This is a genomic window from Curtobacterium sp. 458 (assembly GCF_030406605.1).
In the GTDB taxonomy this organism is placed as follows: Bacteria; Actinomycetota; Actinomycetes; order Actinomycetales; family Microbacteriaceae; genus Curtobacterium.
The window spans coordinates 3368641-3387871 of record NZ_CP129104.1 but is presented as its reverse complement, the minus strand read 5'-3'; the positions used below and the strand labels follow the sequence as shown (position 1 = coordinate 3387871).

Below are 19231 nucleotides of genomic sequence, written 5' to 3'. Positions count from 1 at the left end.
GCGCGTCAGCAGCGGTCGAGCACCCGGATCATGGCGTCGCGCTCGGCGGGCGTCACCCACAGGCGGTACTTCGCCTTCACCACGACCTGGTGCCCGACGTAGGTGCAGCGGAACCCCTTCGCCGCCGGCAGCCACGTCGCGGCGTCGCCGGAGCGCTTCTGGGCGTTCGAGTGCTGGTCGACGGCGAAGAGGTTCGCCGGGTCGTTGGCGAGGGCCTCCCGCGAGGTCTGCGACAACTGCTGCGCGCCCGTCCGCCACGCGTTCTCGAGTGCGACGACGTGGTCGATCTGCACCTCGGTCGACGTCGTCTGTCCGCGGGTGAACGCGATCGACCCGCCGGTGTACGGCGACACGAGCGTACCCGTCATCACCCTGCACGGCCCCTGCCGGACGACCGCCGTGAGGTCGCGGGCGAGCACGTCGTTCCTCGTGTCGCAGCCGTTGTGGTCGACGTCGAGCCACGCCGTGCCGAACTGAGCCGTGCGGTCGTAGCCGGTCGCCGGCGCCTTCCCCTTGACCGGCAGGGTCGCGAGGAGCCGGAGCGACGCTGTCGCGTCGGGATCCGGACTGGAGGCACGGCTCGGCTCCGACGCGGCACTCGCGCTGGCGGTGCTGCCCGGTCCGGGGTCGCTGGTCGCGTCCGGTCCGCTGGTCGCGTCCGGTCCGCTGGTCGCGTCCGGTCCGCTGGTCGCGGCACCGTCGGCCTGCGCGGGCGGCAGCAGCCCGGCGGAGTGGAGGGCGTACCCCGCGATCGCCAGACCGAGGACGAGGAACACGGAGGTCGCGCTGGTGCGGGCGCGGCGGCGGGACGGCATGGGGGACGGGACTCCAGGTGGTGCTGTGGGGGCTGTGGTGCAGAGGACGGTGCGCGGGCCGGGGTCAGGCGAGCAGGGACCGGATGTCGTCGGCGGACAGGTCGTCCGCGAACAGCGCGTCATCGTCGATCATCGTGGCGAACAGCTCGGCCTTCTTCGCGGCGAGGGCGAGCACCTTCTCTTCGATGGTGTCCTCCGCGATGAGCCGGTTGACGTTCACCGATCGGGTCTGACCGATGCGGTGCGTGCGGTCGACGGCCTGGTTCTCGGCGGCGGGGTTCCACCACGGGTCGAGCACGAACACCGTGTCGGCCTCGGTCAGGGTGAGGCCGAAGCCCCCAGCCTTGAGCGAGATGAGGAACGCGGGCGCGGTGCCGTTCCGGAAGCGGTCGATGACCTCTGGCCTCCGGCGCGTCGACCCGTCGAGGTACTCGTAGCCGAGGCCGCGGGCGTCGATTGCCTCGGCGACGATCCGGAGGAACGAGGTGAACTGGCTGAACACAAGCGCGCGACGACCCTCGGCGGCGAGCTGGTCGAGTTCGTCGAGCAGCAGGTCGAGCTTCGCGGAGGGGATGTCCGAGATCTCGGCGGGCGCGTCGAGATCTCCCGACGGTGCCGCGGTCGGCACGAGGGCGGGGGAGAGCGCGAGCATCCGGAGGAGCGTCAGGGACCGGAACACGATCATGCGGTTGCGGGGTAGATCGTCGATGAGGTCGAGGACCTTGAGGCGTTCGCGGTTGAGCGTGCGTTCGTAGAGCTCGCGGTGCGCCGGGTCGAGCGTCACCCGGACGACCTGCTCCTGCTTCGGCGGGAGGTCGGCCGCGACGCTCTCCTTCGTCCGCCGGAGCATGAGCGGCCGGATGCGACGCCGGAGTCGCTCGGTGAGCTGCCGACGGGCGTCGCCGCGGAGGTCCGGCGAGCCGAGCGGCTTCACGTAGTCGTCGCCGAACCGCGTCCACGAGGACAGCAGCCCCGGGGCCACGACGTGGAACAGCGCCCAGAGGTCGGTCAGGCCGTTCTCGAGCGGCGTCCCCGTGATCGCGAACTTCACGGGAGCGCGGAGGTCCGTCACGACGCGGTGGATCTGCGACTGCGGGTTCTTCACGAACTGCGCCTCGTCGAGCACGAGCGCGGACCACGACTGCTCCGACCACGCCGGGGCGTCGAGCCGGAGCAGGGCGTACGAGGTCACGACGACGTCGGACTCGGCGGCCGTGCGGGCGACGAGCGTCGGGTCCTTCAACGACGTCGACGTCACGGTGGACACGCGCAGTGACGGGACGAACCGCGCGGCTTCGGACGCCCAGTTCCCGACGACCGACGTCGGCGCGACGACGAGGAACGGAGCGCCGGACGGCGCCTCTGCCCGGGCCGCGGCGATCATGGCGAGCACCTGAAGCGTCTTGCCGAGGCCCATGTCGTCGGCCAGCACGCCGCCGACGCCGTGCGACCGGAGGAACGACAGCCACGCGTACCCGGCGTGCTGGTAGGGCCGGAGTTCGGCGTGCACCGTGTGCGGCACGGGGGTGTCGGCGGGCGGGGTCGCACCGAGCAGCCCCGCGGCGATGGCCTGCCACCGTTCGTCGTGGGAGGTCTCGTCGGCGAGCTGGTCGAACTCGGACCAGAGCCCGGCCTGCAGCGGGGTGATCGTCATCGGCTGGTCGGGCTCCCACTCGCCGAGGTCGCGGGCCTCGTCGATGAGCTCCTTGAGCCGGTCGAACGCCGGGTCGGCGAGGGACAGGTACGAGTTGTCGATGAGCTTGAGCCGCCGAGCACGCCCCGCGAGCGCACGGAGCAGCGGTGTGAACGGGATCTCCTTGCCGGTCACGCTCACGATGATCCCGAGATCGAACCAGTCGTGCTTCTCCGACGGCATCGTCGTGACGCGGATGTTCGGCCGACCACTCAGCCGCTCGTAGTCGAGCCGTTCGCCCTGCACCACCGTGCGGACGCCGTGCGCGGTCAGCTGAGGGAGCAGCTCGTTCGCGAACACCGCGACGTCGGCCCCGTCGACCACACCGTCGACGAACCAGTCGAGTCCGCCGCCGGGGCCGACCGGGGCATCGTCAGCGGCGCGGACCTCGGTGAGGTCGGGGAGGGGGCCGTGCAGCGCTGCCGGGTCCTTCCGGCCGTCGACGTGCCACCGCCACTGCAGGTGCACGCGGTCGTCCGTCCGGGGTGCTCGCGCGGGCTCGAAGGTGGCCGTCAGCACGAGCTCCGGGGTGCCGCGCTCGGGCAGCTCCACCGACCCGTCCGAGCTGACGAGCCCGCGGGCGCCGCGGAGCCGCGGGGACCAGTCGGCCAGGAACTCGGAGACCTCTGCCTCGGGCACGGTGATGCGGGCGCCCTCGACGAGCATGCGTCGCTGGTCCTCGGGCACGGGCTCCGGGGTGGGGGCGAGCGAGACCTGGAACGCCGGGCTCTCGCGGAAGGCGTAGACGCCGTGATCGCCGATGGTCCGCGCGGCCCCGGCGACGACCGGCCGCCCGTCGATCACCGCGCTCGCACCGATCACCAGCCCGCCCTCGGAGCGCGCGGTGTCGAGCAGCACCCGGGCCTCGGACCCGAGGGTCACGCCGCTCGCCTGCTTGCCGGTGACGAACGCGATGCCGAGCCCCTCGGCCTGCCGGAGCAGCGGCCAGAGCAGGGGGCTCTGGAAGTCGTCGAGGTGGATCCAGTCGCTCTCGCCCGGCAGCCCCGCCAGCGCCCCGGCACGGTGGAGTGCGGCGAGCTGGAGGAACCACGCGTGCTGCTCCGGCGTGAGCCCGAGCCGGTTCTGCGAGTACGGCAGCGTGCTCCAGGTCAGCTGCCCACGGACCCAGTTGCCGGCGTCGCTCCGGGTGACCGGCCGCACTCCGAGCCGCACCGTCCGCGACGCCGCGGGCAGTGCCCGACCGGCCGCACGCGCCCGCGCGGCGAAGCGCGCCGTGACCGCGTCACGCAACTCGAACTGCAACCCCATGGGGGTGCCCTGCGGCGCGACCGCCTGCTCGGTGTCACCGGCGAGGCGGGCGACCTCGTGCCTCCAGTCCGGGGCCGGCGGAGCCGGGGCCTGCGGCTTCGGACCGGCGGCCGCTGCGAGGGAGCGGGCGTTGACGGTCAGGAGCGCCGCGGCGACGTGCTTGCAGTCGCCGCCGAGCGGGCAGGAGCACGAGCTGCGGACCGGTCGGATGAACTCGCCGCGGGCCGGGGTGGTCTCGATGCGGACGTCGTACGGGTCGTCGGCGGTGCCGGAGACCGACGCGGTGACCGTGCCGTCGTCGTCGTGCCACGTGGCGTCCTCGACCATGCCCGCGCGGACGACGTCGCGGGCGCGCCCGAACGCCTGCGGTCCGACGAAGCGGATGACGTCGACGGCGTCGATCATCGGGGCGGCTGGCACCCGTCAATCGTGCCAGTACCCACCGACGTCCCGTTCGGGGGCGAACGGCCCTCCGCGGTGCCGCGCTCGGTGCGGGGTCGTTCACACGGTGCGAGGGAACGACCTCGCACCGTGCGCACGACCTCGCACCGTATGGCTGCGCCGACGCGACCCGTCCCGTTCTGGGGCGAGCGGCCGTCCTCGGATGCGGGCAGGATCGACGGCATGCTGCAGTCCCTCGTGTACATGAGCTCGGCCACGACCGCGTTCGACGACACCGAACTCGACGCCGTGCTCGAGCACGCCCGCTCCCGGAACACGGCGGACGGGCTCACCGGGCTCCTCGTCGCTCGGGGTGGCCGGTTCATGCAGCTCCTCGAGGGACCGTACGACGCGGTGATGGCGACCTACCGGCGGATCCTCGACGACGACCGGCACGACAGCGTGGTGCTGCTCGCGGAGGAGGCGATCCACACCCGGCGCTTCCCGGAGTGGTCGATGGCGTACGACCGCGGCGACCACGGCACCGAGCCGCCCGAGGGCTTCAGCGACTTCCTGCCCGAGGGGGACCGGAGCGCGGACCGGAGTCGGTCGCGGGAGCTCCTGCGGTGGTTCCGGTCGCACCCGATGGCCGACCCGGCGGCGGCGCAGGGCAAGCACCGGCGCGAGGGCTGACCCGCGCCACCCGCGCGTGGCTACGACCCGCTGCGTTCCGACCCCGGGCGCTGGCGGGAGGCGATGAAGTCGCCGTCCAGTGCCTCACCGATCACGTGCTCGTCGTCCGGGTGCAGCGTCGTCGAGACGATGACGTCGAAGTCGTCGCTCGTCTCGTGTTCCTTCGGGTCCGCCTTGGTCATGCTGTCCTCCGGCAGCAGCGTAGGTCGGTCGGCGCTCCCCGACGCGGCCCGGGCCCGTCATCCGCGGTGCGCGGACGAACGGCGCGCGAGCGGCGCGGACGAACGGGCCGCGCCCCTCAGGAGTCAACCGAACCTGCAGCAGCCCCTACCGGTTGAGGGTCTGGGGAGTGATCCGTATCTCCCGTGATCCCTGCTTCTTGGTCCACCAGGCGGTCGGTTCCTCGGCTTCCACCGTCCTGATGTCCCGGAGGAGCGCGGTCAGTCCGCGGTCCTTCAGCAACGCAGTGGTGTCGCCCTCGAAACCGCAGTAGGTGCACTTCAGGGTGAAGTCCCGGAGCTGCCGCGTCGGCGCTGACGAGCTCCTTGGCCGATTCTGCGGACGATTTGCGGACTACTGGCTCTTGACGCCCTCGGACGCCGCCAGCTTGCTGTGCTTCCGCGAGTACCCGAGGTAGACCCCGAGCCCGATCGCGAACCACACCGCGAACCGCACCCACGTCTCCCACTGCAGGAACGTGACGAGCCACAGCGACGCGATGACCCCGATCGCCGGGATGACCCGCATGAACGGGAGCTTGAAGGTCCGCGGCAGGTCCGGCTGCCGGTAGCGCAGCACGATCACGGCCGAGCACACCACGACGAACGCGAGCAGGATGCCGATGTTCGTGAGCTCCGCGACGATGCTGATCGGCAGCAGGCCCGCGAGGACCGCCGCCGCGATGCCGATGATCCACGTGACGCGGGTCGGGACGTGCCGCTTCGGGTCGGTGTGCGCGAACCACTTCGGCATGAGGCCGTCGCGGCTCATCGAGAACCACACCCGGGACGCGCCGAGCATGAACGTCAGCAGCACGGTGATGATGCCGACGATGGCGCCGATCGCGATGACGTTCGCCACCCCGCCGAGCCCGACCGACGCGAATGCCGACGAGAACCCCGAGGCCGGGTCGATGTCCGTGTACTTCTGCATGCCGGTGAGCACGAGCGTCGCGAGGACGTAGAGGACCATCGCGATGCCGAGGGACAGCAGGATCGCCTTCGGCATGTGCTTCCGGGCGTCGACGGACTCCTCGGCCGCGGTGGACATGGCGTCGTAGCCGAACACGGCGAAGAACACCGTCGCGGCGCCGGTCATCACGCCGCCGAACCCGAACGGGAAGTACGGCTGGTAGTTCGCGCTGTTGATGTGGAACACGCCGAGCACGACGATGAGCACGACGAGCCCGACCTTGATGCCCACGGCGACGAGCTCGAACCGTGCGGCGCTCCGGATGCCCCGGGTGAGGACGAACGCCGTCAGCAGGCAGAGGATGATCGCGAACACGTCGATCACGTGCCCGTCGCCGGTACCTGGCGCACCGAGCATCCAGGCGGGCAGGTCCACGCCGAACTGGCCGACGAGGAACCCGACGTACCCGGAGATCCCGATCGCGACGACGGCCACGATCGCGGTGTACTCGAGCAGCAGGTCCCAGCCGATGAACCACCCGACGATCTCGCCGAGCACCGCGTACCCGTACGTGTAGGCGCTGCCGGCCTTGGGGATGAGCCCGGCGAACTCGGCGTACGACAGTGCGGCCGCGGCGCTCGCGACCCCGGCCACGAGGAACGAGATGAGCACCGCGGGGCCTGCGACCCCGTGCGCGACGGTGCCGGCGAGGGTGAAGATGCCCGCACCGATGATCCCGCCGATGCCGATCGCGGTGAGCTGCCAGAGACCGAGGTGTCGCTTCAGGCCGCCCTCGCTGCCGGCCTCGTCCTCGATCGTGTCGATGGGCTTCCGGCGGAACAGGGTCGCGCGTGGTGACGTCGATGTCATCCGCCCACTCTGCACCTCTCGGCGGACTCCGGACCGTCGGCGGTAGAACGGGGGCATGCGCAGACCACAGCGGATCGAACCGGGGCCCGGCCAGGAGTCGGTCTGGGACTACCCCCGCCCGCCCGCCGTCGAACCCGTGTCGAAGCGTGTCGTCGTCCGGCTCGGCGGCGTCGTCGTCGCGGACACGACCGACGCCGTTCGGGTCCTCGAGACCTCGCACCCGCCGGTGTACTACCTGCCCGTCGCCGACCTCGTGGACGGGGCGCTCCTGCCGGCGGAGGGCTCGAGCATGTGCGAGTTCAAGGGGCGTGCGCGGTACTTCGACGTGCGGGGTGGCGGCGCCGTGGCCCCGCGCGCGGCGTGGAACTACCCGACACCGGAGCCGGGCTACGAGCAACTGCGGGACCGGGTCGCGATCTACCCGTCGGCGATGGACTCCTGCGAGGTCGGCGGCGAGGTCGTCCAGGCCCAGGAGGGTGACTTCTACGGCGGCTGGATCACCTCGGAGGTCGTCGGTCCGTTCAAGGGCGGGGCGGGCACGTTCGGCTGGTGACCGGACGCGGGCGCGCGCACCGCGGGCCCCGGTGGCGGGCTGCAGGCTCGACGCGGTCGCGTGTCCGTGTGGTGACCACGGACCGGCCGGGAGGCGCGGTGCGGGCCCGACCCGTGCCTCCCGGCCGGTGGGTGGGCGCGTCGGGCTGGCGCGAGACTCGGTCGGGCTGGCGCGAGACTCGCGCTGGGCGACCGATCTCGGGCTCCGCAGCCCGAGGAACGTCGCTCACCACGAGACTCGGGTCGGCGAGGGCGCCGCGCGCCGCGGCGCGCCCGTCAGCGGTTCGCGTACGGCGACCAGAACGGCGGCGGGAACGCCCCTCCGGTGACGAGCACGAGGACCTGCCAGTAGAGCATCACGAGGCTGAGCAGGCACACGACGCCGCCGATCCACGACCACACGCGCACCGCTCGCCGACGTCCGGCGATGCGGATCGCGCGCCATCCGCACAGCACCCCGACGACGGCGAAGACGGTCCCGAGCACGAGGTGCTTCGCGGTCCCCTCGGCGGGCAGGAACAGGCCGAGGTAGAACGACACCGGGGCCAGGACGACGGCCACGGTCGCGGGAACGGCGGGCGGCTCGTGGTCCCGGGCGACTGCTGCCATGCACCCGACCGTACCGACGGCGGACGCGACCCGCCCGCCGTCCTCGCGCGCGACGGATGTGTCCGACTCCCGCCGGTCGCCGAGCGTCCTGGCTGCGCGACGAGCACGATGGAGGCATGCGCTCCTTCCTCCGGGTCCTGCTGGGACTCTTCCTCGTGTTCGCCGGCGTCTCGCACCTGACGTTCGCCCGGGAGGACTTCCGCGCCCAGGTGCCCGAGTCGCTCCCGCTCGACACCGACGCCGTGGTGCTCGGCTCCGGCGTGGCGGAGATCGGCCTCGGCTCGGCGCTCCTCCTCGCGCCGCGCTCGTCCCGTCGACGCGTCGGCACGATCGCCGCGTGGTTCTTCGTCGCCGTGTTCCCCGGCAACGTCGCGCAGTGGCTGAACCGCCGGTCGGCGTTCGGCCTCGACACCGACGCCAAGCGCATCGGCCGGCTGTTCGGCCAGCCGCTGCTGATCGCCGCCGCCCTCTGGTCGACCCGCCGGCAGCGGCCGGCGTCGGTCTCGCGGTCCGGGTCGTGACCGGCATGGGCACGGCAGCGCGCAGCCCCGACCCCGGTCCGCCGGCGGACGTGGTCGCCTCTTCATCCGTCACCACCGGCCGGGAGGCACGACACCCCTTGGCAGGTGGTCGTCGCGTCGCGGACGTGGTCGCCTCGGTCGTGCTGCTGGTCGTCCTCGCGCTCGAGGCCCTCGTCGCCGGGTGGGCGATCGTCCTCCTCTCCCTGGCGTTCGGGTCGTGCAACGCTCCGGGGAACAGCTGCAACGTCGCACTCGGGGGAGCGGTGGTCTACGTCGGGCCGGCGCTCGTCGCCCTCATCGCGCTGGCCGTGATCGTGTGGGCGGTGTTCCGGATGGTCCGGCGTCGGATGGCGTGGCCGGTCCCGGTGGTGGGCATCACGGCGATCGTGGTGGTGTTCTTCGCCTGCCGGCTGCTCGCGGACGCGGCGGTCACGCGCGGGATCTGACCACTTCCTGCACGGGCCGTCGCCATCGTCGTGTTCTCCACAGATGGGCGTCCGGGGCCCCCGGCTGGGTGGGCTGGCGGGACGCTGGGGGCATGCCAGACACCGACATGATCGACCGCCTCACCGACGAACCCGTCCGGACCGACGGCGACGTCCTCGACCTCGTCCGCACGCTCATCGGTCGCCCGCTGACCCGACAGTGCTGGGTCGTCTTCCTCGCCGAGCGGGGCGTGCCCATCCCGCTGCTCCTGCCCGTCTCCGACCTGCCGTACCAGCCGGACGGGCGCGTGGACGACTTCGCCGCGCTCATCGCCGACGTCACCGAACAGGTCGGCGCGGACGACGTCGTCGTCGTGTGGGAGCGACCCGGCAACGACCAGGCGCACGCCGTCGACTGGGAGTGGGTGGACGCGGTCGCGTGCTCCTTCGGGGAGCGGCACGTGCGGCTCCGCGGGCAGGTCATCGTGCACGACCGCGGCGTGGAGATGCTCGAGCTCGACGAGGAGGCAGCGTGACGAGCATCGTGGCGGCGAGGACTCGGCCCTGCGGTGCGGCGTCAGCCCTGCGGTGCGGTGTCGGGGACGGTCTCGCCGGTCAGGCCCTCGACGACGGCCTTCGCCTCGGGCCAGAACTTCGCGTAGTGCTCCGGGTCCGCGTTGATCTGCACCGCGTGGGCCATCTCCGTGGGGGTCATCGTCTTCCAGCCGGGGATCTTCACGAGCTTCGCGTAGAACATCGACGCGGCCGTGTACGGGTCCATCCGCTGCTCGTACGTGCCCCAGGCCCCGTTGTCGCGCTGCTGGAAGAGCCCGCGGCTGTCCGGCCCGGCGGCGTCCCCGTGGTCGAGGTTCACCAGGCTCGATTCGCCGATCGCGGTCATCACCCCGACGGCCTGGGTGTGTGGGCCGATGCCGAGCGCCTTCGCCGCCTGGATCACCGCGGCGGCGTTCACCAGGCGGTCCTGGCAGAAGCCCGCGATCGGCCCGGCCGGAACGGCGATGCCACCGACGGTCTTCGTCGCTGCCGCGGGGCACGTAGGAGCGGCGACCTCGGCGGAGCGGGCCGCGCCGGACAGCGAGTTCACCGCGACGACGACGAGCACGACCACGCCGATGACCGCGGCCACGACGCCCGCGCCGAACACCGACGCGAGCGTGATGCCGACGCGGCGCATGACGAGTCCTCTCGGGCGGGGCGGTTCGGAGCATGACGAGGGTACGTGCACCTCCTGGAGAACCGCTCCCGCCCGATCGGGTGTCGTCCGTCCCGCGTCAGGTCACTCGTCGCGGCGTCGCCGGAACCAGCCCGCGGCCGCGCCGGCGAGGACCACGACCATCCCGATCGAGATCGCGAAGATCAGGTCGACGCTGTCCATCACACGTCTCGGCTGTCGGACGCGTCCCGGTCGCGCTGCACGGCCGTCGGCTCGGTCACGAGTCCGGTCGGCGCCTTCTCGGCCTGCTTGCGCCCGTGCGTGAACCACGTCACGAGCCACAGCACGATCCCGAGCGCGAGCAACCCGCCGGCGATCTCGTACTGCTGCGGGTCACGACCGGACGACCACGGCAGCACCAGCCACACACAGGTGACCACGCCGATCACGGGGATGATCACGCCCGCCCGGAAGTGCCGGTGGTCGACCTTGTCGCGCCGGAGCACGAGTACGGACAGGTTGACGACCGCGAACACCGAGAGGAGGAGCAGCGACGTCGTCCCACCGAGCACCACGACGATCGGCGAGTCCGGGTTGAGCGACACCCAGCCGATGAGCGCGAGCGAGATCAGCGTCGTGAAGACGATCGCGGTCGACGGGGTGCGGCGTGCCGGGGAGACACGGGACAGGAACCCGGGGAGCACGCCCTGCTTGCTCATGCCGTACAGGAGGCGCGACGCCATCATCATGTTGATGAGCGCGGTGTTGGCGACCGCGAACATCGAGATGAACGGCAGCAGCGCCGCGATCGGGAAGCCGGGGGCCGCGGTCTGCACCACGGTCACGAGGGGCGTCTCGTTGCCCGCGAGCTCACCGATCGGCACGACGGCGACGGCGCAGATCGACACGAGCACGTAGATCACGGCCGTGATGCCGAGGCCCGTGAGCATCACCTTCGGGAAGATCCGGGAGGGGTCCTTCGTCTCCTCGGCCATGTTCACCGAGTCCTCGAAGCCGACCATCGCGAAGAAGGCGAGCGACGTCGCGGTCGAGATCGAGAGCAGGAGCGTCTTGTCCTCCGGGGTGTCGAACATGACGACGCGCGAGAAGTCCGCGTTGCCGCCCGCGATCGCCCAGAACCCGATGAGGATCACCATGACGAGACCGGACAGCTCCACGAGCGTCAGCACGACGTTCGTCTTCACGCTCTCGCTGACGCCGCGGAAGTTGACCGCCATCACCAGCAGCATGAAGCCCATGCCGATGAGCATCACGACCGCGTTCGGCAGCTCGAGACCGAACCCGGCGCCGAGGTTCGCCGCGAACGCCCGGGAAGCCGTCGACGCCGACGTGATCCCGGAGCACATCACGATGAAGGTGACGATGAACGTGAGGAAGTGGATGCCGAACGCCTTGTGGACGTAGAGCGCGGCACCGGCGGTCTGCGGGTACTTCGTGACGAGCTCGAGGTACGAGAACGCCGTCAGGAGCGCCACCGCGAACGCGATGAGGAAGGGGAGCCACGCTGCTCCGCCCACCTCCGCCGCGACCTGACCGGTGAGCGCGTAGACACCCGTGCCGAGGATGTCGCCGACGATGAACAGCAGCAGCAGTTTCGGACCGATGACACGCCGGAGCTCGGTCTGCTCCCCGGCGGGACGGTCCTTCGTGGTGGTGGCCATGCACCACCATCTTCCGGGGGACAGCACACTGTCCGGTCTCACAGGGTTCTCCCCGCTGATCGCAACATGCCCGTGTCCTATGCGACGCACGCCGATCGGGCGCGTGTTCGGCTCCCGATGGCTACGCTCCGGTCCATGGACGCCGAGACGAACACCACCGAAGAACCCGTCGAGTTCGCCGACTTCGCCGCGAAGCTGCTCGTGCTCGACGTGCTCTGCTACGACCTCGGCGTGCTCGAGCCGTACGACAGCGACGCCGCGGGGGAGACCGACGAGGACCTCGGTGTCGACGGGCAGGACGACCGGGCACGCGAGTACTACGACGACCTCGACCTGCTGCCGTCGCACCTCGCGCTGGTCACCGAGCTGACGGTCGACACCGACCTCGAGGTCCTCCAGGACGTGCACCCCGGGTGGGAGGGGTCCGACGACCGCTACGACGTGCAGAACTGGGACGACCTGCTCGACCTCCCGGCGCTCGAGGTCGTGTACGCCGCGGCACCGCTGCCCGCGCACGTCGCCGACGCGTTCGCCGCGAAGGACGTCGAGGTGCGCTCCGCCTGACGTCGCTCCCGCCCGAGACTCGGCTGCGCGGACGAGTTCGCGACCCACACACCGCGAAACTGTCCGCCGAGCCGAGTCTCGAGGTCGGGGGCGCGCGCGCAGTCAGGCGGTGCCGTCGCGGAGCGCGCGCATCTCCGCGGTGAACTGCGCCGCACCGCCCTGTGCCGGGTGCCGCACGGCGACGGCGTCGATCCCCGCGAGCGCGAGCGCCCCCTGCGCCTTCCGCCCGACGGCCACGACGCGGACATCGGTGCCGCCCCCGGCCGCGCCCGTGCCCGCACCGACGCCCCGCAGCGTCCGCAGGGCATCGAGCAGCGCGAGCGCGACGGGTGCCCCCGCGCGGACCTCCGCCGGCCGCGGCGTCCGGTTCGTCAGCCGGTCCGGCGCGGCGAACGGGTGGTGCGGGAACACCGCCCACGCCACCGGCAGCGGCCCGCTCCACTCCTCGAGGATCGCCTGCACCACCCGCGACGACGCCTCCCACGGCGCGGTCGGCTCCGGCGGCACGAGGTACTCCGGCCCGAGCTCCCGCATGCTCGTGAACGGCACGCCCGTGTTCGTCATGCCACGCCACCCGGGGGCCTCAGCGACGAGCAGCATCGTCGCCGAGCGCCCGACGGTGTCGAGGTACGTGGCGAGGTTCGCCCGACGGAGCCGACCGTCAGCGGTCCCGACGTCGTACAGAGCCTCGGCGTCCGGAGCGACGGGCACCGCGTCCAGCGCCGCCCAGAAGGGGTCGAACACGTCGACGGCCACGGGGCTACGCCCGCCCGAGGACCCGGCGGTACACCTGCTCGAGACCGGCCGCCGACCGCTCCCAGCTCAGCCGCTCGGCGTGCTCCCGCCCCGCCGCCGCCAGCCCCGCCGCGTACCCGGAGTCGGTCAGGATGCGCGCGATCTCCGCAGCCCAGACCCCCGGGTCGCGGGACTCCAGCACCACCCCGGTCTCGCCGTCCACCACGGCCTCCCGGAGACCACCGGCAGCGGCGGCCACGACGGGCACCCCGGAGGCTGAGCCCTCGAGCGCGACGAGACCGTACGTCTCCGAGTGCGACGGGACCAGCACGACTGCCGCGCCACGGAACAGGAACGCGAGGTCGGCCCGAGACTGCGGACCGACGAACATGACGCGGTCGGCGATGCCGTGCTCGGACGCGAGCCGACGCAGCTCCGCCACGTAGTCGCCCGCCTCGCTCGAGGCGTCGCCCGCGATGACGAGGGTGGGGCGGGCCTCCCGGTCGATGCCCGCGATCGCCTCGATCGCCAGGTCGAGCCCCTTCAACGGCTGGACGCGCGCGGCCGCGACCACGTACGGGACGTCCGCGCGACGCGCGCCGGCCGCTGCCGGACGGAACACCGAGCCGTCGACGCCCGGCGGGACGATCCACACCCGGCCGGCGTCGCCGCCGAGCCGGTCGCGGACGGTCTCCGCCTCGGCCGAGGACACCACGACGACCGCGTCGGACTCCCGCGCGAGCAGCTGCTCGCCGGCGGGGCGTCCCGCGGACTCCGGCCGCTCGCCCTCGGACAACGGGGTGTCCGACGCGGCCGCGATGGAGTGGAACGACTGGACGTGCGGGACGCCCCGCTCGCGGGCGACCGGCAGCGCCGCGACGCCCGAGAACCAGTGGTGCGAGTGCAGGACGTCGTAGGGACCGAGGTGGGTGAGCCCCTCGCGGAACGGCTCGATGAACGCGTCGTGCTCGCCCTTCGGCACCGGCTCCGCGGGACCCGCCGACAGGAAGCGCAGGCACACCCCCGGCACGAGCGACACCGAGTCCGGCTGTGTCGGCGAGGACCGCCGCGTGACGATGTCGACGTGGTGGCCGCGGTCGGCCAGGGCCTCGGCCTGGTGACGGACGACGACGTTCATGCCGCCGACCTCGCCGGAACCGGGCTCGTCACCGGGGGAGGTGTGCAGCGACACCAGCCCGATGCGCAGGGGATCGGTGGTGGTCGTCACCGGTCCAGCCTACCGACGGGGCGCCGCTGGGACGCGCGGGCGGGCGCCACCACGACGGGCCGTCGGCCCGCCTCGTCCGGCGGCTCCGCCGGGTCGACCGGGAGGCCCGGATCACGTCCCAGCACCTGCACCCGTCCGTCGCCGTGCCGCTCCCAGAACGCGGCCGTCCAGGCGCACAGGGCCCCGTCGAGCAGGTCCTCCCGGTGCTTGTGCGTCGGGCCGTGCACCCCCGACGGCTCGGCCAGCCCGGCCGTCAGCGGATGCGAGTCGAGCAGGAGCGGCGGGTCGAGCGGCGTCGTGCGGAGCCGGTGCACGAGCGCGTCGAACGCCACCGCGCGGCGGGCCCGGGCCTCGGCGGCGGGGACCCTCGTGTCGAGGCGCTTGTACCGGGGGCGTTCGACGTCGTGGCCCAGCTCCTCGACGCCGACGAGGGTCGTGTACGGGTAGCACTCGAAGACCGCCGGGCCGGTGCGCTCCCGCATCGCGGCCGTGCTGTCCACGTACCCGACGCCGAGCGCTGTCAGCCGTTCGAGCAGCCGGGCGCCGGCGCTCGCCGCGGACGCGAGGTTCGTCGGGTTCGCCGCGACCTTCCACCGGCCGTAGCGCTGCCCGACCTGCCGTTCGGCCTCGCGGATGCCGGTCGCGTTCGTCACGACGAGGGAGGCGTCGACGGCGATGAGCGTGCGCGGGCCGAGGTGCTGTGCGGTCCACTCGATCACGGCGTCGACCCCTCGGGCCCAGCCGGCGTCGGTGATCGACCCGTCGGCTGCCATCGCCACGAGGCCGGTCTCGTTCGCGGGCTTCCGGGCCGAGCCGAGCCCCCACGCCAGGTCCACCCCGAGGTACGCCGTCACGGTCCCATCCTGCTCCGTGTACCTTCCGCTGCATGGCGAGCGAGGCGACGACGCTGACGGTCCCGGGTCCGGACGGTGACCGCGAGGTGCGGATCAGCAGCCCCTTTCGGGTGCTCTGGACGGGGCCGGGCATCACGAAGCTCGAACTCGCGGAGTACCTCGTCGCGGTCGGGGACGCCTTCGTCCGGGCGAACGGCGACCGGCCGATCTCACTGCAGCGGTTCCCGGGCGGCGTCGACGGCGAGGACTTCTTCTCGAAGAACCCGCCGAAGGGCGCCCCGCCGTACGTCCGCGACGTCGAGGTGACGTACCCGAGCGGCCGGCGGCACCCGCAGCTCGTGGTCGACGAGCCGGCGGTCGCGGTGTGGGCAGCCCAGATGAACACGGTCGTGTTCCACCCGTGGGCGTCCCGCGCAGGCGACCCAGACCACCCGGACCAGCTCCGCATCGACCTCGACCCGCAGCCGGGCACCGACTTCCGCGACACCGTCCCGGTCGCGCACGAGCTCCGGAAGGTGCTCGCCGAGGTCGGGTTGACCGCGTGGATCAAGACGAGCGGCAACCGCGGCCTGCACGTGTTCGCGCCGGTGCGACCCGAGTACGAGTTCCTCGACGTCCGGCACGCCGTGATCGCCGCAGCACGGGAGCTCGAGCGCCGGATGCCGGACCGGGTGACGACGGCGTGGTGGAAAGAGGAGCGCGGGCAGCGGGTGTTCGTGGACTTCAACCAGGCGAACCGCGACCGTACGATGGCGGGCGCCTACAGCCCGCGGGCGCTGCCGCACGCGAGCGTCTCGACCCCGATCGCGTGGGAGGAGCTCGACACCGTCGATCCCACGGGGTTCACGGTGCGGTCGGTGCCGGGCCGGCTGCGCGAGCACGGCGACCCGTGGGAGGCCGTGCACGAGGAGCCCGGGGACGTCGGGCCGCTGCTCGCCTGGTGGGACCGCGACCTCGGCGACGGCCTCGGTGAGCTGCCGTTCCCACCGGACTTCCCGAAGATGCCCGGCGAGCCGCCGCGCGTCCAACCGTCGCGCGCGAAGAACGCGGCGAAGCGGGCCGAGAAGGACTAGTTGCGCTCGTCGACGACGGGCACGCTGTCGTCCACCCGGGTCGTCCGCATCGGCAGGCTGACGCTCGCCGTGTTGAGTCGCGTCAGTCGCGACCAGGTGCCGCGGTGCGTCTCGCTGATGCCGTCGATGACCATGGTGTCCTCCTTGCCCCCGAGGTTACTAGGTAGCCTAACTAAGTCGAGCATAGGAGCGGAGATCGGACAGGACAACCCCTACTCGAGGACCGCTCGGAGGTCCCAGGCGACGGGCACGTCCAGCTGGTCGTAGCCGCACGACCGCGGGTCGCGGTCCGGTCGCCACCGCTCGAACTGCACCGTGTGACGGAACCGGTCGCCCTCCATCTGGTCGTAGCGGACCTCCAGCACGCGCGTCGGCTCCAGCCGGACGAACGACGTGTCGCGACCCGACGAGAAGCGTGACCGTTCCCCGTCACCGGTGACGGGCCTCCCGTCCGGATCCCGGAGGACCACCGGGTCGAGCTCCTCGACCAACTCGACCCGTCGCCTGTCGGAGAAGGCGGACACGCCGCCCACCTGGCGGAGCTCCCCGTCGGCGTCGTACAGCCCGACGAGCAGGGAGCCGACCCCGTGGCCGCTCTTGTGGACGCGGTAGCCGATCGCGACGACGTCAGCGGTGCGGTGGTGCTTGACCTTGAGCATCGTCCGCTTGCCCGGCTCGTACGGTCGCGCACGGGGCTTCGCGACCACGCCGTCGAGGCCAGCACCCTCGAAGGTCGTGAACCACTCGCGTGCGAGGTCGACGTCGAGCGTCGTGCGCGTGACGAACAGCGGGTCGGACAGGTCCCCGCCGAGCTGTTCGAGCCGCTCCCGGCGCTCGTCGAACGGCCGGTCGAGGAGGTCCTCGCCGTCGACGGAGAGCAGGTCGAACGCGACGAACTGGGCCGGCGTCTCCCGACTGAGCTTCGCGATGCGGGACTCCGCCGGGTGGATGCGCTGCGACAGGGCGTCCCAGCCGAGGTGTTCCGCACCCGGTTCGCCGGAGCGCAGGACCACCTCGCCGTCGAGCACCACCGGGTGGTCCCGGCCGCCGAGCTGCGTGCGGAAGGCCTCGACGAGCTCGGGGAAGTACCGGGTGAGGGGCTTCGCGCCGCGGCTGCCGATCTCGACGTGGTCGCCGTCGACCGTCACGATCCCGCGGAAGCCGTCCCACTTCGGCTCGTACCGCAGACCGCCGCGAACGCTGTCCGGCTCGGGGACGGTCGGGACGGCCTTCGCGAGCATGGGTGCGGTGTCCATGCGGCCTGTCTACTCGCGCGGGGCCGAGTGATCGGTTCGTTCCGTGGCCGATCCGGTGCGCGATCCCCGGGGATCGCGCACCGGATCGGCCACCGGCAGGATCGACGTCCCGCTGCGAGTGCGTCCGGCCCCCAGGCGCGGTCGCGGTCCGCCTGGAGGCACGGTGCGGGTCCCGCGGGCCGCGCGCGGGCGCGTGCGCGGCCGGCCTAGAGGCACGGTGCGGGTCCGACGGACCAAGCGCGCGGTCACGGAGCCGGCAGGCGGAGCGCCTGCGGGACGAGCGCCGCGGTGCCGACGACGAGCACGACCCCGATGACGACCGCACCCGTCTGCACGCCGCCGCCGCCCGCCACCGCCGAGAAGCACGAGCCGAGCCCCGCGACCCCGAGGGCGATGGCGGTCTGCTGCGCCGACACGAGCACGCCGCCGCCGACACCCGCGGATGCCTCGGGCACCTCGCTGAGGACCGACCGGAAGAGGCACCCGACGCCGAGCGCCTGCCCGCACCCCACGAGCGCCAGTCCGACCCCGAGCACGACGAGCAGCACGACCTGCCCGGGGCGCACACCCGACGGGTCGATCGCCACCAGCGTCTGCCACCCCCACGCGAGGACGGCGAGCACGAGGGCAAGGCCCGCTGCCTCGACGACGAGGCCGCCGACGAGCACCGCGCGGCCGGAGCGGGCCAGGAGCGCTGGCACCCGTGCCGAGGACACGACGTACGCGATCATCACCGGCGAGATCGCGACCCCGGCGGCGAGCGGACCGAGCCGGAGCCCGTCCTGCGCCACGATCGAGAAGGCGAACATGAACGTGCCGAACAGCACGAAGAACACCACGAGCGTCGGGAGTCCGCGTCGCATCGACGTCGCACCGCGGATGAGGTCGACCGGCAGGAACGGCGACACGCCGCGGCGGGGGGCGACGACCGACCACCGCACGAGCGCGACGCCCGCGACGAACGAGACACCGAGCGCGATCCAGGTCCACCACGGCCAGCCGCTCGCCGGGCCCTCGGCCAGGGCGACCAGCAGGGCACCGAGTGCGACCGCGAACGCGACGGTGCCGCGGACGTCCGCTCCGACCCGCACGGCCGACCGGGAGCGGGGGACCGCGCGTCGGACGAACAGGAGCGCGACGAGCCCCACGGGCACGTTCACCAGGAACACCGCCCGCCACGACAGCGTGGACACGAGCAGACCACCGAGCAGCTGCCCCACGATGGAGGACACCCCTCCGGCGGCGGTGTACAGCGCGACTGCCCGACCGCGCGCCGTCCCCGTCATCACCGCGCGGAACGTCGCGAGGGTCTGCGGCACCATCAGCGCGGCGGACGCTCCCTGCATGATCCTCGCCGCGAGCAGCACCCCGGTGGTCGGCGCGAGTCCGGCTGCGAGCGAGGTCACGGTGAACGCTGCGAGGCCGACGACGAAGAGGCGACGGCGGCCGTACTCGTCGCCCAACCGCCCGCCGAGCACGAGCAGGACGGCGTAGCCGGTGCCGTACCCGGCGACCACGAGGCCGAGGGCCGCGGGGGAGGCTCCGAGGTCGCGGCGGATGGTCGGCAGCGCGACGTTGACGATGAAGAAGTCGAGGCCGGCGAGGAACGGGCCGACGAGGAGGACGAGGATGCCACCGGCCCGGATCGTGTCGGGAGCCTGCGTGCGGGGTGCTGTCGCGGTCGTCATGGGAGTAGCGTCACCCGC

20 protein-coding genes are annotated in these 19231 nt (G+C 72.5%); 7 read left to right on the top strand and 13 right to left on the bottom strand.

Annotated elements, in window-relative coordinates:
* Positions 1 to 5: 5 nt before the first annotated feature.
* Both QPJ90_RS16320 and QPJ90_RS16315 read right to left on the bottom strand, forming a co-directional pair.
* Positions 6 to 815 carry an HNH endonuclease family protein gene (locus QPJ90_RS16320; RefSeq protein WP_290132192.1) on the bottom strand — a complete coding sequence of 270 codons (810 nt, stop codon included), beginning with the start codon at positions 813 to 815 and terminating at the stop codon, positions 6 to 8.
* Positions 816 to 879: 64 nt separating this feature from the next.
* Positions 880 to 4197: a DEAD/DEAH box helicase gene (locus tag QPJ90_RS16315; RefSeq protein ID WP_290132191.1), complete on the bottom strand. Its 3318-nt coding sequence runs from the start codon at positions 4195 to 4197 to the stop codon at positions 880 to 882.
* Between the two features lie 204 nt (positions 4198 to 4401).
* Between QPJ90_RS16315 and QPJ90_RS16310 the strand changes: the two genes are divergently transcribed.
* Entirely contained in the window at positions 4402 to 4851 is a 450-nt protein-coding gene (locus tag QPJ90_RS16310) for a BLUF domain-containing protein (RefSeq protein WP_290132190.1), read from the top strand.
* Positions 4852 to 4871: 20 nt separating this feature from the next.
* Here the strand turns inward: QPJ90_RS16310 and QPJ90_RS16305 are convergent, their stop codons facing one another.
* A complete protein-coding gene (locus tag QPJ90_RS16305) occupies positions 4872 to 5033 on the bottom strand; it encodes a hypothetical protein (RefSeq protein ID WP_290132189.1) in 162 nt (53 codons plus the stop codon).
* A 391-nt stretch (positions 5034 to 5424) separates the two neighbouring features.
* Positions 5425 to 6852: an amino acid permease gene (locus tag QPJ90_RS16300; protein WP_290132188.1), complete on the bottom strand. Its 1428-nt coding sequence runs from the start codon at positions 6850 to 6852 to the stop codon at positions 5425 to 5427.
* Between the two features lie 55 nt (positions 6853 to 6907).
* Between QPJ90_RS16300 and QPJ90_RS16295 the strand changes: the two genes are divergently transcribed.
* Positions 6908 to 7405: a DUF427 domain-containing protein gene (locus QPJ90_RS16295; protein WP_290132187.1), complete on the top strand. Its 498-nt coding sequence runs from the start codon at positions 6908 to 6910 to the stop codon at positions 7403 to 7405.
* Positions 7406 to 7680: 275 nt separating this feature from the next.
* Here QPJ90_RS16295 and QPJ90_RS16290 read toward each other — a convergent pair whose 3' ends face one another.
* Positions 7681 to 8013 (bottom strand): hypothetical protein, encoded by a 333-nt coding sequence (locus QPJ90_RS16290; RefSeq protein ID WP_290132186.1) that lies wholly within the window; start codon positions 8011 to 8013, stop codon positions 7681 to 7683.
* A gap of 116 nt (positions 8014 to 8129) precedes the next feature.
* On the opposite strand from QPJ90_RS16290, the gene QPJ90_RS16285 reads away from it, so the two are divergent.
* The 3 genes from QPJ90_RS16285 (at position 8130) to QPJ90_RS16275 (ending at position 9495) form a co-directional block, all read left to right on the top strand.
* Complete coding sequence (locus QPJ90_RS16285; protein ID WP_290132185.1) at positions 8130 to 8534, top strand: hypothetical protein; 405 nt, start codon at positions 8130 to 8132, stop codon at positions 8532 to 8534.
* Between the two features lie 125 nt (positions 8535 to 8659).
* Positions 8660 to 8980, top strand: a complete 321-nt coding sequence (locus tag QPJ90_RS16280; RefSeq protein ID WP_290132184.1) for a hypothetical protein — start codon at positions 8660 to 8662, stop codon at positions 8978 to 8980.
* Positions 8981 to 9072: 92 nt separating this feature from the next.
* The gene (locus QPJ90_RS16275; protein ID WP_290132183.1) at positions 9073 to 9495 is read left to right on the top strand and encodes a hypothetical protein; all 423 of its coding nucleotides are present in this window, start codon (positions 9073 to 9075) and stop codon (positions 9493 to 9495) included.
* Positions 9496 to 9536: 41 nt separating this feature from the next.
* Here the strand turns inward: QPJ90_RS16275 and QPJ90_RS16270 are convergent, their stop codons facing one another.
* Both QPJ90_RS16270 and QPJ90_RS16265 read right to left on the bottom strand, forming a co-directional pair.
* Entirely contained in the window at positions 9537 to 10154 is a 618-nt protein-coding gene (locus QPJ90_RS16270; RefSeq protein ID WP_290132182.1) for a hypothetical protein, read from the bottom strand.
* A 200-nt stretch (positions 10155 to 10354) separates the two neighbouring features.
* Positions 10355 to 11815 (bottom strand): APC family permease, encoded by a 1461-nt coding sequence (locus QPJ90_RS16265; RefSeq protein WP_290132181.1) that lies wholly within the window; start codon positions 11813 to 11815, stop codon positions 10355 to 10357.
* A gap of 135 nt (positions 11816 to 11950) precedes the next feature.
* Here QPJ90_RS16265 and QPJ90_RS16260 point away from each other — a divergent pair, with 135 nt between their 5' ends.
* On the top strand, positions 11951 to 12379 hold the full coding sequence (locus QPJ90_RS16260; protein ID WP_290132180.1) for a hypothetical protein: 429 nt from the start codon (positions 11951 to 11953) through the stop codon (positions 12377 to 12379).
* Between the two features lie 102 nt (positions 12380 to 12481).
* On the opposite strand, the gene QPJ90_RS16255 is transcribed toward QPJ90_RS16260, so the two are convergent.
* From QPJ90_RS16255 to QPJ90_RS16245, 3 genes are read right to left on the bottom strand one after another with little or no spacing between them, the layout of a single operon-like run.
* A complete protein-coding gene (locus QPJ90_RS16255; protein WP_290132179.1) occupies positions 12482 to 13135 on the bottom strand; it encodes a uracil-DNA glycosylase in 654 nt (217 codons plus the stop codon).
* A 4-nt stretch (positions 13136 to 13139) separates the two neighbouring features.
* The gene (locus tag QPJ90_RS16250) at positions 13140 to 14342 is read right to left on the bottom strand and encodes a glycosyltransferase (protein WP_290132178.1); all 1203 of its coding nucleotides are present in this window, start codon (positions 14340 to 14342) and stop codon (positions 13140 to 13142) included.
* Positions 14339 to 15196, bottom strand: coding sequence for a DUF429 domain-containing protein (locus QPJ90_RS16245; RefSeq protein ID WP_290132177.1), 858 nt, complete (start codon positions 15194 to 15196; stop codon positions 14339 to 14341). Before QPJ90_RS16245 ends, QPJ90_RS16250 begins: the two co-directional genes overlap by 4 nt.
* A 32-nt stretch (positions 15197 to 15228) precedes the next feature.
* Here QPJ90_RS16245 and ligD point away from each other — a divergent pair, with 32 nt between their 5' ends.
* Entirely contained in the window at positions 15229 to 16269 is a 1041-nt protein-coding gene (gene ligD, locus QPJ90_RS16240) for a non-homologous end-joining DNA ligase (RefSeq protein WP_290132176.1), read from the top strand.
* Here the strand turns inward: ligD and QPJ90_RS16235 are convergent.
* From QPJ90_RS16235 to QPJ90_RS16225, 3 genes are all read right to left on the bottom strand, one after another.
* Complete coding sequence (locus QPJ90_RS16235; protein ID WP_290132175.1) at positions 16266 to 16403, bottom strand: hypothetical protein; 138 nt, start codon at positions 16401 to 16403, stop codon at positions 16266 to 16268. The two genes, ligD and QPJ90_RS16235, sit on opposite strands and share 4 nt — an antisense overlap.
* A 78-nt stretch (positions 16404 to 16481) precedes the next feature.
* Complete coding sequence (locus tag QPJ90_RS16230) at positions 16482 to 17525, bottom strand: ATP-dependent DNA ligase (protein ID WP_290132174.1); 1044 nt, start codon at positions 17523 to 17525, stop codon at positions 16482 to 16484.
* Between the two features lie 245 nt (positions 17526 to 17770).
* A complete protein-coding gene (locus tag QPJ90_RS16225; RefSeq protein WP_290132173.1) occupies positions 17771 to 19213 on the bottom strand; it encodes an MFS transporter in 1443 nt (480 codons plus the stop codon).
* Positions 19214 to 19231 lie beyond the last annotated feature (18 nt).